Consider the following 13,699-nt stretch of genomic DNA (forward strand, 5'->3'; position numbering starts at 1 on the left):
AAAGCTCTTCAGTTTTTAAGGATGAAATTGTGAGGGATGTTTGTGCAGTAGCAGTATATAATTAAGATCGTTTATAGGGAGCGATGAATATAGAAAGTTATATTGGGGAGGATCTTTGTTTATAGTTATAGATTCTCTGCATCCAGAATATAGACTGATGTATAAGAAAATTATTTTATAGATGCTTAGTTTGATTAAATGAAATTGATGTCTAATGCTATGCTATTTAAAAGATGAAAGAGCAAAATCAAAATCACTTTGTGTGAAAAGGTAGAAGAATACAAAAGGAAGAGATAAAATGGGAAAACAAAGAATATTGAAAAATTTTTCTATTTTATTAAGCTCAATCGTTTTTTTTAATGGGGCTGTAACATCGGCATTCAGTGCTTCATCTAAAGATATATTGGTAATGGCGTGGAATATTGATTCAATTAGTAGTTTTGATCCAGCGCAAACTGTTGAGGTTGTGACGAGTGAGTTATTGACGAATATTTGCAGTGCGTTAGTGCAATATGACGAGCATGATCCTACAAAAATTCGCCCTGCTATGGCAAAATCTTGGGACGTTTTAGATAATGGCAAAAGAATAGTTTTTCATCTTCGTGATGATTTAAAGTTTAATGACGGAAGGACGGCTACAGCGCAAGATCTGGTATGGTCGATGCGACGGATTATTAAATTAGGATTAAGCTATGCTCAATCTTTAATGGATTATGGGTTTACCAAAAACAATGTTGAAACAAATATTCAGGCACTTGATGATAAGACTTTACAATTAAAATTAGATAAACCCTATCCTATTCAGCTCATATTGACTGTTATTGGACAATCTTATGCTTCTGCTTTGCTTGATCGGGAAACAATTGAAGCACAGAGTATTAACGGTGATATGGGGAATAAATATTTAGCAACACATTCAGCTTGTGTTGGACCTTATAAATTGGTGAGCTGGTCTCCAGGAGATAAAGTTGTGTTAGAGGCGACACAGCATTATTGGGGCGATGTGCCTAAAATTAAGCAGATTGTTGTGCAGCATGTAGCGGATTCATCAAGTCAAAGACTTCTTTTGGAAAAAGGTGATGTGGATATAGTGCGTGATCTTTCTTCAGAGGATATTTTAGATCTTGAAAAAAAGGGAGGCTCAGTCAAAATTAGTCGTGTTTTGCGTCCGCAGATTATTTACCTATCGTTAAATAATAAGAATGCAATTTTTGCGAATGAAAAGGTCAGACTGGCACTTCGTTATTTGGTTGATTATGAAGGTCTTGGAAACACTGTTTTGAAAGGAATTGCTATTCCTAGGGCAACTTATATGTCTTTAGGTGTTCCAGGTGCTTTAGATGAAAAAGAAGGTTTGCCTTTTCAGTTGGATTTGAAAAAAGCAAAACAACTGATTACTGAAGCTGGTTATCCTAATGGGTTTAAAGCTAATCTTTTAGTTGGAAGCCTTAGTTATATGTCGTCTGTTGCACAGTCTATTCAAGCCAATGCACGCAAAATTGGTGTTGAGCTTACAATTGAAAAAATGGCACAAAATCAATTGTTGAGCCGTGTACGTGGTGGAAATTATGATACTGCACTTATGGGGTGGGGGAGTGCTGATCCTGATGGACATCCTGCTTCATTAAATCACGTGTTTAACCCTGATCCAACATTTACAAAAAAGCACAATATGTATTTAGCTTGGCGCGCTGGGTATTATGATGAAAATATTAATAACATGGTGATGGATGCTTTGTTTGAGCAAGACCCCAATAAGCGCATTGTGCAATATCGTACTTTACAGCATTATGTGTTAGAGCATGGTCCTATGGTTTATTTATTTCAGACATATTATACCGTTGGTATGGGACCTGATGTCAAAAAATGGATTTGGAACAGTTATAGACTTTATTACAATGAAGCAGAAAAATAAAAGAAGCATGTTATAGAGAAGGATTGTAGAACATGCTTCATAAGAGGTTGTTTCGTTATATAAAAAGAGGTATTTGCTTTATGTTTTGTCGCTACAGAGGGGATTTTTATAATGGTTTTGCCACTTTCAGAGACTGAAAGAGCTGTATCAGAAAAGCAGAAAAAATTATTTTTATGGGATTTTTTATGCAAAGGATTGAAACTTCTTATTTCAGTTTTTATCACATTGCTTGGGTTGGTGACGATCACTTTTTTTCTTGGTCATCTTCTTCCTCTAGATCCGGTTCTGTCTATTCTTGGTGATAATATCAGTCAGGAAGCTTATGATGCAATGTATTATAAGCTGGGTCTTGATAAGCCGTTGATTGTCCAATATTGGAAGTATCTTCATAATGTATTTTTGTTTGACTTTGGAGATGCTTTAACTTCTGGGCGACCTGTTCTAGCCGATATTATGCGTGTATTTCCTGCAACATTAGAGCTTGCAACCGTTGCTATTGTTATTGGCACAACTCTTGGAATTCCATTTGGTGTTTTTGCAGCAATGTATCGCGATTCATTTATTGATTATGTTGTCCGTGTTTTTACACTTGTAAGTTATTCTACTCCAACGTTTTGGCTCGGATTAATGGCGTTGTTAATATTTTACGCCAAGCTTGGCTGGGTTGGTGGCCCAGGACGTATTGATTTTCTTTATGAATATTCTTTTGAACCAAAAACAGGATTTTTCCTTTGGGATACGGCAAGCCAAGGACAATGGGAGGCTTTTGGTAATGTTTTTAGTCACGTTATTATGCCTGCTTTGATCTTGGCTTTCGGTGCTATGGCTTATATTAGCCGTATGACTCGTGGGTTTATGATTGAGCAGCTTAATCAGGAATATATCATTACTGCACGTGTAAAGGGATTATCGTGGGCGCGAACCGTTTGGGGGCATGCCTTTCGAAATGCTGCTGTTCAAATTATTACTGTTGTTGCGCTTTCTTATGCTTTTTTATTAGAAGGGGCTGTTTTAACGGAGACAGTTTTTGCTTGGCCTGGTTTTGGACATTACTTGACAAATGCTCTTTTAGCCGGAGATATGAATGCAGTTGTAGGATGTACTTTACTTGTAGGATTTATCTTTGTCGCCATTAATTTATTTTCTGATTTGCTTTATCGCATTTTTGATCCAAGGACACGTTGAATATGACAGTAAGTAATCATCATAAATCGCAATCATCATCTTCTTTGGGTAGTTGGTTAAACGATCCTGTTCCAAACTCCATAATTCAAGCGAACATACAAAGAATTTATCACGCACTGGCTAAGTTTTTTCATAACTTTTCGGCTGTATTCGGTCTGCTTATTATTTGTATTATTATCATATGTGCATTTTTTGCTCCTTGGATTGCTACGCATGATTTTCTTAGCAATGATCTAGGGCATCGGTTGCAGCCACCCTCTATGGCGCATTATTTTGGAACAGATGAATTGGGACGTGACATTTTTAGTCGCCTTGTTTTTGGTTCCCGTATTACTCTTTATGTTGTTTTTCTTACAACAGTTATTGTAGGTCCAATAGGGCTTATTGTTGGAACTGTATCTGGTTATATGGGCGGATGGGTTGATACTGTGCTCATGCGTATTGTCGATATTTTTCTTGCTTTTCCAGGTTTGATTTTAGCTCTTGCATTTTCAGCCGCATTGGGACCAGGGATTGAAAATGCTTCTATTGCAATTTCAATTGCAGCATGGCCGCCAATTGCACGTTTAGCACGTGCTGAGACTTTGACAATACGTTCTTCTGATTATGTTTCTGTAGTTCGTTTGCAAGGGGCCTCTGCTTGGCGAATTATTTTGTTTCATGTTGCGCCCATGTGTATTCCTTCAGTGATTGTACGATTAACTTTGGATATGTCTGGAATTATTTTAACGGCTGCTGGTCTTGGTTTTTTAGGGTTGGGAGCTCAACTTCCAAGTCCTGAATGGGGTGCGATGCTTTCTTCAGGGCGGGAATTTATGATGACAAATTGGTGGTTGGCGGCAATACCAGGCTGTGCAATATTATTTGCAAGTCTTGCTTTCAACCTTTTAGGTGATGGTCTTCGTGATGTATTGGATCCACGCAATGGGTAATAAATTATTAGAAGTAGAAGATTTACGTATTTCTTTTCCTACAACGCGCGGCATTTCAGAAGTTGTGCGTGGCGTTAGTTTTTCTGTTGGAAAAGAAAAAATTGGAATTGTTGGTGAATCCGGATCTGGAAAATCGATGACTGGGCGCGCAATACTAAGGTTAAGTCCAAAAGCAGCCATTGTTAAAGCTAAAAAAATGCGCTTTGAGGATGTTGATTTATTGGCCGCAAGTGAACCTCAGATGCGAAAAATCCGTGGGAAACGTATTTCAATGATTTTACAGGACCCCAAATATTCACTTAATCCATTAATACGGATCGGGGAACAGATTATGGAGGCTTACCGTATTCATTATCGTGTTTCAAAAGCTGAAGCGCGGGAGCGCACCATATCTATGTTAGAATCTGTTCATATTCGTGATCCTGAACATGTGATGCGTCTCTTTCCTCATGAAATATCTGGGGGGATGGGGCAGCGTGTGATGATTGCAATGATGCTCATTCCAAAACCTGATTTAATTATTGCCGATGAACCAACATCTGCGCTTGATATTACGGTCAGACGGCAAGTTTTATCCGTATTAGATGAACTTGTTACAAAGTCTGGAACGGGACTTATTTTCATTAGTCATGATTTAAATATGATTGCTGATTTTTGTGATCGTATTTTAGTGATGTATGCGGGCCGTGTGCTAGAAGAGTTGCCTGCTTCTGATTTGTCTCACGCTTGTCATCCTTATACAAAGGCGTTGCTCGCGAGTTTGCCACGGCTTGATAATCCAGTTGATATTTTGGCTGTACCTGAGCGTGATCCTGATTGGTTGTATAATCCTACGATTGTTAATGGTGTTGAGGAGGTTCCTCATGACAAATTGTGAGAATATTATTGATGTTTCTAATTTATCTGTAACTTTTGGTCATAGGCATAAGGCAGTAACAGTTGTTAAAAATGTTAATTTTCATATTAAGCGTGGTGAAGCTTATGGTTTGATTGGTGAATCCGGATGTGGAAAGTCAACTATTTTGAATACATTGGTGGGGCTTATTCCAGATTATAGTGGAAAGTTTCTTTTTGCTGGACAAGAAGTTGAAAAGAAAAGAAGTAAGGATTTTTTACGCTGTATTCAAATGGTTTTTCAAGATCCTTATGCTTCGCTGCATCCAAGAAAAATGGTCCATACGGTTCTTTCTGAATCGCTCAAAATCCATGGGATGGATAATCAAAGAGAGCGGGTAGAGGATGCTTTAGATTCCGTTGGTTTAGATTCTTCATTTCTTTATCGTTATCCTCATGAGTTGTCTGGAGGGCAGCGTCAGCGTATTGCTCTTGCACGTGCTTTAATTATTGAGCCAGAGGTGTTATTGCTTGATGAGCCAACATCTGCATTGGATGTGTCGGTACAGGCTGAAATTTTAAACTTGTTGAAATCATTGCGCGTGAGAAAAAAGCTTACTTATTTAATGGTATCCCATGATCTTGCTGTTGTTGCACATATTTGTGAACGTGTTGGAATTATGCATAAAGGGATTATTCTTGAAGAGCTTAGCAATGATGAATTGCGTAATCTACGTGCGCAACACGATTATACAAAGGAGTTTTTTGAAGCAAGTATAGAGCCTATTGTCCATAGAGAGCAAAGAGCATGATCCATTTTACAGAAGAGAAAATGCAATTTTATTTGTTTTGAAGTTTCTGGTGATGTTTGGCGGTATTGTTAAGAGGGAAGGGCATAATAGGATTTTTCCAGTATGAATTTGCTGGGCAGTGTTTGAGCTATAATATTTTAAATCCTACTAGAACTCCCATTTTGAAATATACGAGTGACTTATAACATACATCCCTTTGTTTAATATTGTTACATTATTTTTACTTATCATTTTATGTTCAAAAGTTTTATTTTGGCATTTAAAGCATTAAATTTGTGAGAAATAACAAAAGATAGTAATACTGTATTTTCTAGAAAAGCTTCACATTATTTTTAAATATTATTTTGTTTTTGGTTGTTCTCTTTTTACAGTTTTATTCTTTATAAAAAGAATTTTTTGTAAAAAACATTCAATGGTCAATGACAGTCTTCAAATATTTCGCTGTTCTCTATTTAAAAAAGCGCTTAAAAACAGCTTATAATAAGCCAAAAAGGCAGCAATATGCTGCCTTTTTGTTAAATTGAATGGGCTGTTTTTTACAGTCGTTATTTAAAACTGATAGCGTATTCTTCCTGAAAAGCTTGCACCACTTATACCAGTTTTTGAAGCTTTTGTTGATAGCTGACATCACCATGAAGGGAGAGGTTAGCGGACAATTGTGCACTAATACCAAGCCCACCTTCAACGGAACTTCTCGAGGGGTCACGTTTATAATCCTTATCGATATGGAGTGTCTGATCATCACCAAAGGTTTTGATCAAGTTTACTTTTCCATAGAAAGACATAGGACGGCTGTTTTCAGTGGCAATGGTTTTTGTCAAACGTCCACCAACACGGATTATCCATTGAGAAGGATTTTGCATGTCAATGGTCAGATTATCAGCATCTTTAATGGTATCAAACATCAAATGTTGATAGGCAAGCTGTGCCTGCGGTTCGAATGCTACGCCTTGGATACCCGTTGCAAATTGTTTGCCAACAGTTGTGGAGATCGCCAACATTTTTGCATTTTTCAATTTTGCGGTTGTACTAATGAGGGCATTGGTGATCTTTCCCTTTAGGAAGCCATAGGATAACAGCGTATCAAGATAGAAACCACTGTCACGCTGTTTACTGCCATAGGCGGTGAGTTGAAATGACCATTTATTCAATATGCTCTTACTTGCTGTCTTGCATATTCTTTGGAGTGAAGGAGAGTTGCCCGTAGGTTCCGACAAGACCAAAATGTATTGTAGATATTTTTCCCTTCTGCGCGACAAGGTTAATAGCTCCTTGTAGAGCAGCATAACGAAGATGAGCACTGCTATAACCATATTTACTAGGAGCACTACTTATCAGAAAATAAGCTTCCTGTTTCTCCATAGGCGTATAAGAAAAAGCCATTCCGTTTGTCTTATTCTTTCCTTAAGACAGATGTCGCATATTGGCTAACAGTTGCACTTTGCTTATCCATATCGGTCAATCCAGCATACAAGAGAGCACAGGGCATGAAAAAATAGCTTGTATTTATGGCACGATGGTTTTTACTTTTGAGTTGCTATCAAGCAGTACTGGTTGTAAGCGAAAATCCCAGAAATTTTTATTTTCTCCTAAAAGGTTTTGTTCAGCATTTGTTTTACTGTGGTTTGATTTTGGTCCATAAGCTTTCAGTATATATTTATAAGGTGAACCACTTATTGTGATATAGTCCTGTGCAAGTTTGAAAGAGTTTTGATTTACTTTCCCAGAAACTTGAATGAGTGAAAGACCACGTGCACTGGTAAGAGCAGAAGCATCTGCTTTAATATTGTTCTTTTCTAAATGTCCAGTGATATAAACCAGTGTAGTACCTGAAACATCACCATGAATCAGAAGATGGTCAGCTTTTTGTTTGTTTATGGCAGCACTATCACTCCATTCGACGTTGAAATGAATTTCTGCTTTTCCTGTAGCATTGTAGACTTTTTTAGTATTTGGTCTGCCAGATCCTATGTGCAACGTGTGATAATGATTTTCAGTTGGCTCTTCAAAAACAATAGAGCTGTTATTGATGTTAAGGACAGAAATATCAGAACGTGCTCTTTGAGCAATATCAAACAGTTTTTCATTCTGGATTTTTTTATTTGTGCTTGTTTTCAATGTCCATTTCGTATTGTTTTGCAAATCAAAGACTGTTTTGAATTTTTTTTCAGTGCTCACTTTTCCGTCTAAGATGGAGTGATCGGCGTTTAGTGTAAAAGTGAAATCATTTTTTTTCGTTGAAGCTTCGGTTACTAATAAAACATTGGCACGGATTTCTGAATTTTTGAGATTGGCTTTACCAATTGATTCATTTGCATTAATTCCAGTACCGTTTTTAATATGAAGTTTTGTATTGGTTAAATTGATTTCTGATGTTTTATTGTTCTTAGACTTTTCAAATGCTATACCTCTATCTTCTGCTATGGCAGAAACATTTGTTACATCAATATGTCCATTATTATTGACAACAAATGCACTATTTTCGGCAATTATTGTCCCTCCACTCATTTTGATTGTGCTGCCATTTTCTGAATAAAGTCCGATCTCAGCATTTTTAATCGTTGTGTGGCCATATAATTCAACTAAACTGCCAACATCTTGGCTTTCCGCACCGAATCCGTTACTATCTGCTGTTATTAGAGTAACATTCGTGGCTTTAATATGTCCGCCGTTTCCGGCAAATAATGCAGTAGTTTTACCTTGTACTGTTCCTCCCGTTATGGTGATGGTGGATTTTGAGTCTTTTGCATAGAGCCCACTGTCATCAGATGATGTAATTTGAGCATTGTCAGTTAAAGTAATAGTGCTGCCGTTTATGGCAGATACTGCTGCACCTTTTGCGTTAAATGATCCTCCAGAAACTGTTATTTGAGAACCATTATCTGAAATTATGCTATTGATTGCTTGCGGAACGGTTACATTTTCTAAAGTAATGGCACTTCTTCTTGCAATTATTGCATTGATTAGTAGTGCATTATCCTTACGATTTAATATCGTTACATCTTTCAGCTTGTTATTGCTCTTGTTTTTTAACAAGTGAACGCCTGCTTCGGAAGCAGTAATGGTTCCTCCGATCATTTTGATTGTGCTATCGTTTTGCGCATCAATTCCGATTTTAACGTCACTGATCGTTGTATTTCCAAGTAATTCAATCACACTGTTAGAGCCAGAGGCAGCTGCACCAGCAGCTACACCACTGCCATTATTAGTTGCTTTTAAAGCAACATTTGTAACCGTAATATGGCCACCTATGTCTGCTTCTAAGGCTGTATATTTTCCTGTCACGTTTCCTGTTGTCATTGTAATTGTGGATTTTGAGTCTCGTGCATAGAGGCCTGCTTCATCATGTGACGTAATTTGAGCATTGTCCGTTAAGGTGATACTGCTACCGTTTTGAGCACATATTGTTGCATAGCTTGAATCAAATGATCCTCCAGAGATTGTTATGTTAGAACGATTATTTGCAATTACGCTGTTGCCTGTTTGAGTCACTTTTACATTTTTTAAAGTGAGACCACTTTCTTTCTCTAGAAGAATTCCTTTGCCTGAATTTTTATCTTTACCGGTTGATATTATTACATTTTCTAGTTTACTTTCGGTGCTCTTACTGTTCACGAAGCCAACACCAGTTTTAGAAGTTGTAATAGTCCCCCCAATCATTTTAATTACGCCACCGTTACTTGCCACAAGCCCAACACCAGCATTCTTAATCGTTGTATTGCCATATAATTCAATCATACTATTAGCGCTATTGACTCCTGCGCCTATTATAGGAACATCAGTGACCTGGCCCCCATGTTCATTTGTTGTTAGAGCAACATCCGTGACCTTAATATGTCCACCGTTTTCTGCGACCAACGCTAATTCTCCGGTTACTGTTCCTCCCGTCATTGTGATGGTAGAATGTAAACCATTTGTGTAGAGTCCTTTGCTATTCGATGATGTTGATGTAACTTGAACGTTACCTTTTTTATTGCTGGTTAAAGTAATGTTGCTGCCGTTTCCAGCGTATACCCCTACGTTTTTTCCCTCAAATGATCCTCCAGAAACCGTTACTTTAGAATGATTATTTGCAACTATGCCACTTTTTGCCCGCGTAACTGTTACATTTTCTAAAGTGACGTTGCTTTCCTTGTCGGCACCTATTCCTGTGATTTTAGGCTCTTTATTGTTACTGCCCGATATTTTCACATTTTCTAGCTTGTTTCCATTGCTCTTACTATTATAGAAACCAGCACCGGTTGCAGAAGCTGTAATGGTCCCTCCGATCATTTTAATCATTCCACTGTTTTGTGCATGAAGACCGATTACAGCATTCTTAATTGTTGTATTCCCATGCAATTCAATCACGCTGTTTGGACCGCCGGCGACAACTGTTCCTATTTTATCATTCGTCGCAGTTAACGCAACATCCGTGACCTTGATATGTCCACCGTTTTCTGCAACCAACGCCATTTTTTCTGTGGTTACGCTTCCTCCCGTCATTTCGATTGTGGTTTCTGAATCTGTTGCATGGAGTCCAGTGCCATGAGATGATGTAGTTTGAACATTGTTAGTTAGAGTTACGCGACTGCCATTGTAAGCAGATATTGCTGCCTTTGTGGCATCAAATGATCCTCCCAATATCGTGATTTCAGATTTATTATTTGCTGTAACGCTATTCGTTGCCTTAGTCACTTTTACATTTTCTAAAGTGACTTCACTGTCTTTGTCTGCAAATATTGCAAAAGTTAGTGGAGCTTTGCCTTTGCCACTTGATATTATTATATCTTTTAGCTTGTTTTCAGCATTCTTACTGTTCAAGAATTTAGCGCCAGTGTTGGAAACTGTGATAGTTCCCCCGGTCATTTTCAGTGTAGCACCATCCTTTGCTTCAAGACCGAAGAAAATGCTAGAACCAGTTCCTTTAATGGTTGTTCCATCCAGTAATTCAATCGCAGTGTTAGAACCTTCAGCTGTTATAGCGTGCGCATTTGTGCCTATGTTGGTGTTTGTTTTTTTGTTTCCGATTATCGTCAAATGCTTGCCGATAATTTGACCACCTTTTTTTGCGTGAATAATTTCGTAGGTTTCGTTGGAAACTTCTTTTTTACTTTCTGAAATTTCAAGATTTTTAGCTTGTGCATTAAGATTGATACCAGAAAGTACAACTGCCACAATTGCTGTGCAGGATAGAAGAAATTTTTTAGGCATCAGTCTACTCCTTTTAAAGCCCCAAACATTCATTTTCCCGCTAACTTCATAAGAAGAAGTGAAAATAGATATTGCTTTTATTTTAATAACACAGCACTTTGATATTTTGTTTTGCTTTTTTTGTCAAAATTAAAGTTGTATTTATGTTTAATTATGTAACATTAAATTTATTTCATAATGTATTTTTATCTAATTATATTTTAAAAATAATTTTTAATATTCATGGAAATATTATTAGGCGTTGATAGTTGCATTAATAATATTTTTATTGATCGTAGATATTCTTTTATTCCAATATTCATTGGTGTATGATTAAAGAAATACAGGAATAAAAAGACAGTAAAAACGTAATGTAAAAGAGAAGAGCAGTGCCTTTAAAGTTGTATATTTTCAAAAAAAGGAGAGGTTTTAAAGTAAATAAAGAATAAATCTTTTTGTGTGTAATTTGACTTTATATTTTATACTGAGTGGGAAAAGGTGAAATTAGGGTAGAGATGCGATAATTGATTGTTGTTGCCTACATTGTGTATCAAATGAGTTTTTGACAGCAAAAATGAGAGAAGACTTTGACAGAGCTTTGAAGGTTCTTTGAGTGCTCAGTGTCTTCTTTGAACAAATGAAATATAAAAATATACAGAATCTGCTGATAAGCCACAATTTCCGAAAGGCTATATATTATACAAAGCCTCTGTTGTGGGGAGCTGTTTTTAGCCCGATAGGGGCACTCATTGCTGCTGTTGTGGCTGTCATTATGGCTAGCTGTTTTGCTTTGTGGAAATATTGGGATCGTTTCTCTTCTTTTGTCAAAGGCTTTGCACGGGGGATAGCCCGCGCTTTTGGGCGTGCCTTTGAAGCTATCATGCGTTTTTTGGGTGCTGATACCGCCACCATTACGCATTAGAAAAACATAATCGCTAATGCTTTTGATTCCTCTCAAGCTTGGCAAAAGTTCAAACAGGGGCTTGGCGCGTTGTTTTCAGGTGGTTTGGCAATGTGTGGAAGGGCTTTAAACAAAGCCTTTCCAACTTTTGGGGCTGGTTTGGAAGCTTTTTTGCTCGCGAAAAGCTCTCTGAGGGTGCCAAAGCACGCGCCAAAGGAGCGGTAAAAGCGCGTTCCCACCACGATAGTGTACATGTGAAAGATCTGCTTTTTTCAGAAGAAGCAGTTGAACTGAAGGCTTTGAAACATGTTGAACTGGCTGAGCAAGCTCGCGTTGCGGCAAGCGGTGCTGTTGATGTGCACGCCGATCTGATCAAGCTCCAGTCTCATGCTCTTTTAGCAAGCGGTATTGGGAATGATGGTCAACAGTCAGCGACGGGTTCTTTGCATTTACAGGCAGCAAAGCTTGAGGCGGGGAATGGGCGGATAGCCGCCGGTGATCTTTTAGAGATCCAAGCAGCAACAATTGATCTAAGCCGCATGCAAGACAATGATCAAACAGGGGTTTCTTCCCTTGGCGATTTGATCATTAAAACCAATCAAATCACCGCTTTAAACAACCATATTGGTGCTAAGGGGAATATTGTCTTGAGCGCCGATGATGCGCTCACTGTAGGCGCTGGACATTATAGCGCCGGCGGCTCTCTTTTGGTGGAAGCAACAGAGCTTACATCACGTGCGCGCTTAGTGGCAGAGCAAAAAATTGACCTTTATGCGCATCACGGTGCCCTGATCCAAGAAGGCACTGTCTGGTCTAATGGGGAGATAACGCTGGATGNACAGAGCTTACATCACGTGCGCGCTTAGTGGCAGAGCAAAAAATTGACCTTTATGCGCATCACGGTGCCCTGATCCAAGAAGGCACTGTCTGGTCTAATGGGGAGATAACGCTGGATGCCCATGGTGCCCTCAATCATACGGGTGATATTGTCAGTATGCAGCAGGTTGCATTGACAGCGGGTGGCATGCTCACAACCGGTCAAGAGAGCACGATTTTAAGTTATGATGTGGTTTTAAGTGCTGATGCTTTAACCCAAGCAGGGACTGTGGAAGCTCAAGAAGGAGCATTAACCCTTCAAGTGCGTGATGGGGTTGCAAATAACGGCACAATGCGCGGTGAGAGTGTCGATGCTCATATTGGTGCATTTACCAATCAAGGGACGTTTATTGCAACCGATGATTTGCATTTGATGGTAAGCACACAAGAAGGCGCCGATCCGCAACAAGCCTTTCTGAAGAATACATCCGAAGGTGTCCTTCAAAGTGGTGGTGTTTTTGTTGTGATCGCAGGGCAATTAGACAATGCCGGTGTGCTTGGCTCCAGTGGTGAGAATGTTGCCCTCAATGTGGCAGGAAATGTCAGCAATAGCGGGCTGATTTACGCCAAAAAATCTATGGATCTATTCAGTGATGGTGATTTAACCAACACACAGGGCAGAATTATTGCTGAAGAGGCTCTCAGCATTGGTGGGCTGAAAGAGATACGTGCTGGTCATATAAATAATGAGGCTGGTCTTCTCAGTGCTTTAGCCGGTGAGATGAAGATTGTTGCAACGTCTTTTGTCAATAAAAGCGCTGAAACGACAAATTCAGACCAACAAAACGCTACACATGATGAAGGTGCACATATTTTAGCCCGGGATGGTTTGCGCATTGATGTGGGCAGTTTTGAGAATGTTGATGGTCTCATTTCTACGCAAGGGGCAGTCAATATTGTTGCTGATAGTGTGATCCAAGCAGGGCACATAGAGATTGAGCGTGGTGACCTTCAACTGACCAGCCACGGTGATTTAAGCAATAGTGGCACGATAGAAAGCAATGATACCATTGCTTTGCATGCGCAAACAAATCTCAGCCAAACGGGGCGCATTGTCTCTAAAAAGCGGATA

General features: G+C 38.7%; 5 protein-coding genes and 4 pseudogenes. 8 read left to right on the forward strand and 1 reads right to left on the reverse strand.

What is annotated here, in order from left to right; translation table 11 throughout:
- Nucleotides 1-298: 298 nt before the first annotated feature.
- The 5 genes from ACFIK7_RS07615 to ACFIK7_RS07635 all read left to right on the forward strand — a co-directional run bounded on the left by ACFIK7_RS07615 (nucleotide 299) and on the right by ACFIK7_RS07635 (nucleotide 5,678).
- Nucleotides 299-1,915 (forward strand): ABC transporter substrate-binding protein, encoded by a 1,617-nt coding sequence (locus ACFIK7_RS07615; RefSeq protein ID WP_375663191.1) that lies wholly within the window; start codon nucleotides 299-301, stop codon nucleotides 1,913-1,915.
- 111 nt (nucleotides 1,916-2,026) lie between these two features.
- Nucleotides 2,027-3,100, forward strand: coding sequence for an ABC transporter permease (locus tag ACFIK7_RS07620; protein WP_375631682.1), 1,074 nt, complete (start codon nucleotides 2,027-2,029; stop codon nucleotides 3,098-3,100).
- Between the two features lie 2 nt (nucleotides 3,101-3,102).
- A complete protein-coding gene (locus ACFIK7_RS07625; RefSeq protein WP_273790732.1) occupies nucleotides 3,103-4,032 on the forward strand; it encodes an ABC transporter permease in 930 nt (309 codons plus the stop codon).
- Complete coding sequence (locus ACFIK7_RS07630; RefSeq protein ID WP_273790733.1) at nucleotides 4,025-4,909, forward strand: ABC transporter ATP-binding protein; 885 nt, start codon at nucleotides 4,025-4,027, stop codon at nucleotides 4,907-4,909. Before ACFIK7_RS07625 ends, ACFIK7_RS07630 begins: the two co-directional genes overlap by 8 nt.
- Nucleotides 4,896-5,678 (forward strand): ABC transporter ATP-binding protein, encoded by a 783-nt coding sequence (locus ACFIK7_RS07635; protein WP_375631680.1) that lies wholly within the window; start codon nucleotides 4,896-4,898, stop codon nucleotides 5,676-5,678. Before ACFIK7_RS07630 ends, ACFIK7_RS07635 begins: the two co-directional genes overlap by 14 nt.
- Nucleotides 5,679-6,227: 549 nt before the next feature.
- Here the strand turns inward: ACFIK7_RS07635 and ACFIK7_RS09845 are convergent.
- Nucleotides 6,228-10,871 (reverse strand): annotated as a pseudogene (locus ACFIK7_RS09845) (autotransporter outer membrane beta-barrel domain-containing protein).
- Between the two features lie 697 nt (nucleotides 10,872-11,568).
- On the opposite strand from ACFIK7_RS09845, the pseudogene ACFIK7_RS07650 reads away from it, so the two are divergent.
- The 3 pseudogenes from ACFIK7_RS07650 to ACFIK7_RS07660 form a co-directional block, all read left to right on the forward strand.
- A pseudogene (locus tag ACFIK7_RS07650) lies at nucleotides 11,569-11,957 on the forward strand (phage tail tape measure protein); the annotation flags it as partial.
- A pseudogene (locus ACFIK7_RS07655) lies at nucleotides 11,949-12,575 on the forward strand (hypothetical protein); the annotation flags it as partial. The pseudogenes ACFIK7_RS07650 and ACFIK7_RS07655, both read left to right, overlap by 9 nt.
- Nucleotides 12,576-12,589: 14 nt before the next feature.
- A pseudogene (locus tag ACFIK7_RS07660) lies at nucleotides 12,590-13,699 on the forward strand (filamentous hemagglutinin); the annotation flags it as partial.

Origin of the sequence: Bartonella sp. CL266QHHD (assembly GCF_042195355.1) — a bacterium.
GTDB lineage: Bacteria > Pseudomonadota > Alphaproteobacteria > Rhizobiales > Rhizobiaceae > Bartonella.

Bases quoted from the DNA above. Each gene is read 5' to 3' on its own strand.
- ACFIK7_RS07615 (WP_375663191.1), top strand. From the start codon at position 299: ATGGGAAAACAAAGAATATTGAAAAATTTTTCTATTTTATTAAGCTCA.
- ACFIK7_RS07620 (WP_375631682.1), top strand. From the start codon at position 2,027: ATGGTTTTGCCACTTTCAGAGACTGAAAGAGCTGTATCAGAAAAGCAG.
- ACFIK7_RS07625 (WP_273790732.1), top strand. From the start codon at position 3,103: ATGACAGTAAGTAATCATCATAAATCGCAATCATCATCTTCTTTGGGT.
- ACFIK7_RS07630 (WP_273790733.1), top strand. From the start codon at position 4,025: ATGGGTAATAAATTATTAGAAGTAGAAGATTTACGTATTTCTTTTCCT.
- ACFIK7_RS07635 (WP_375631680.1), top strand. From the start codon at position 4,896: ATGACAAATTGTGAGAATATTATTGATGTTTCTAATTTATCTGTAACT.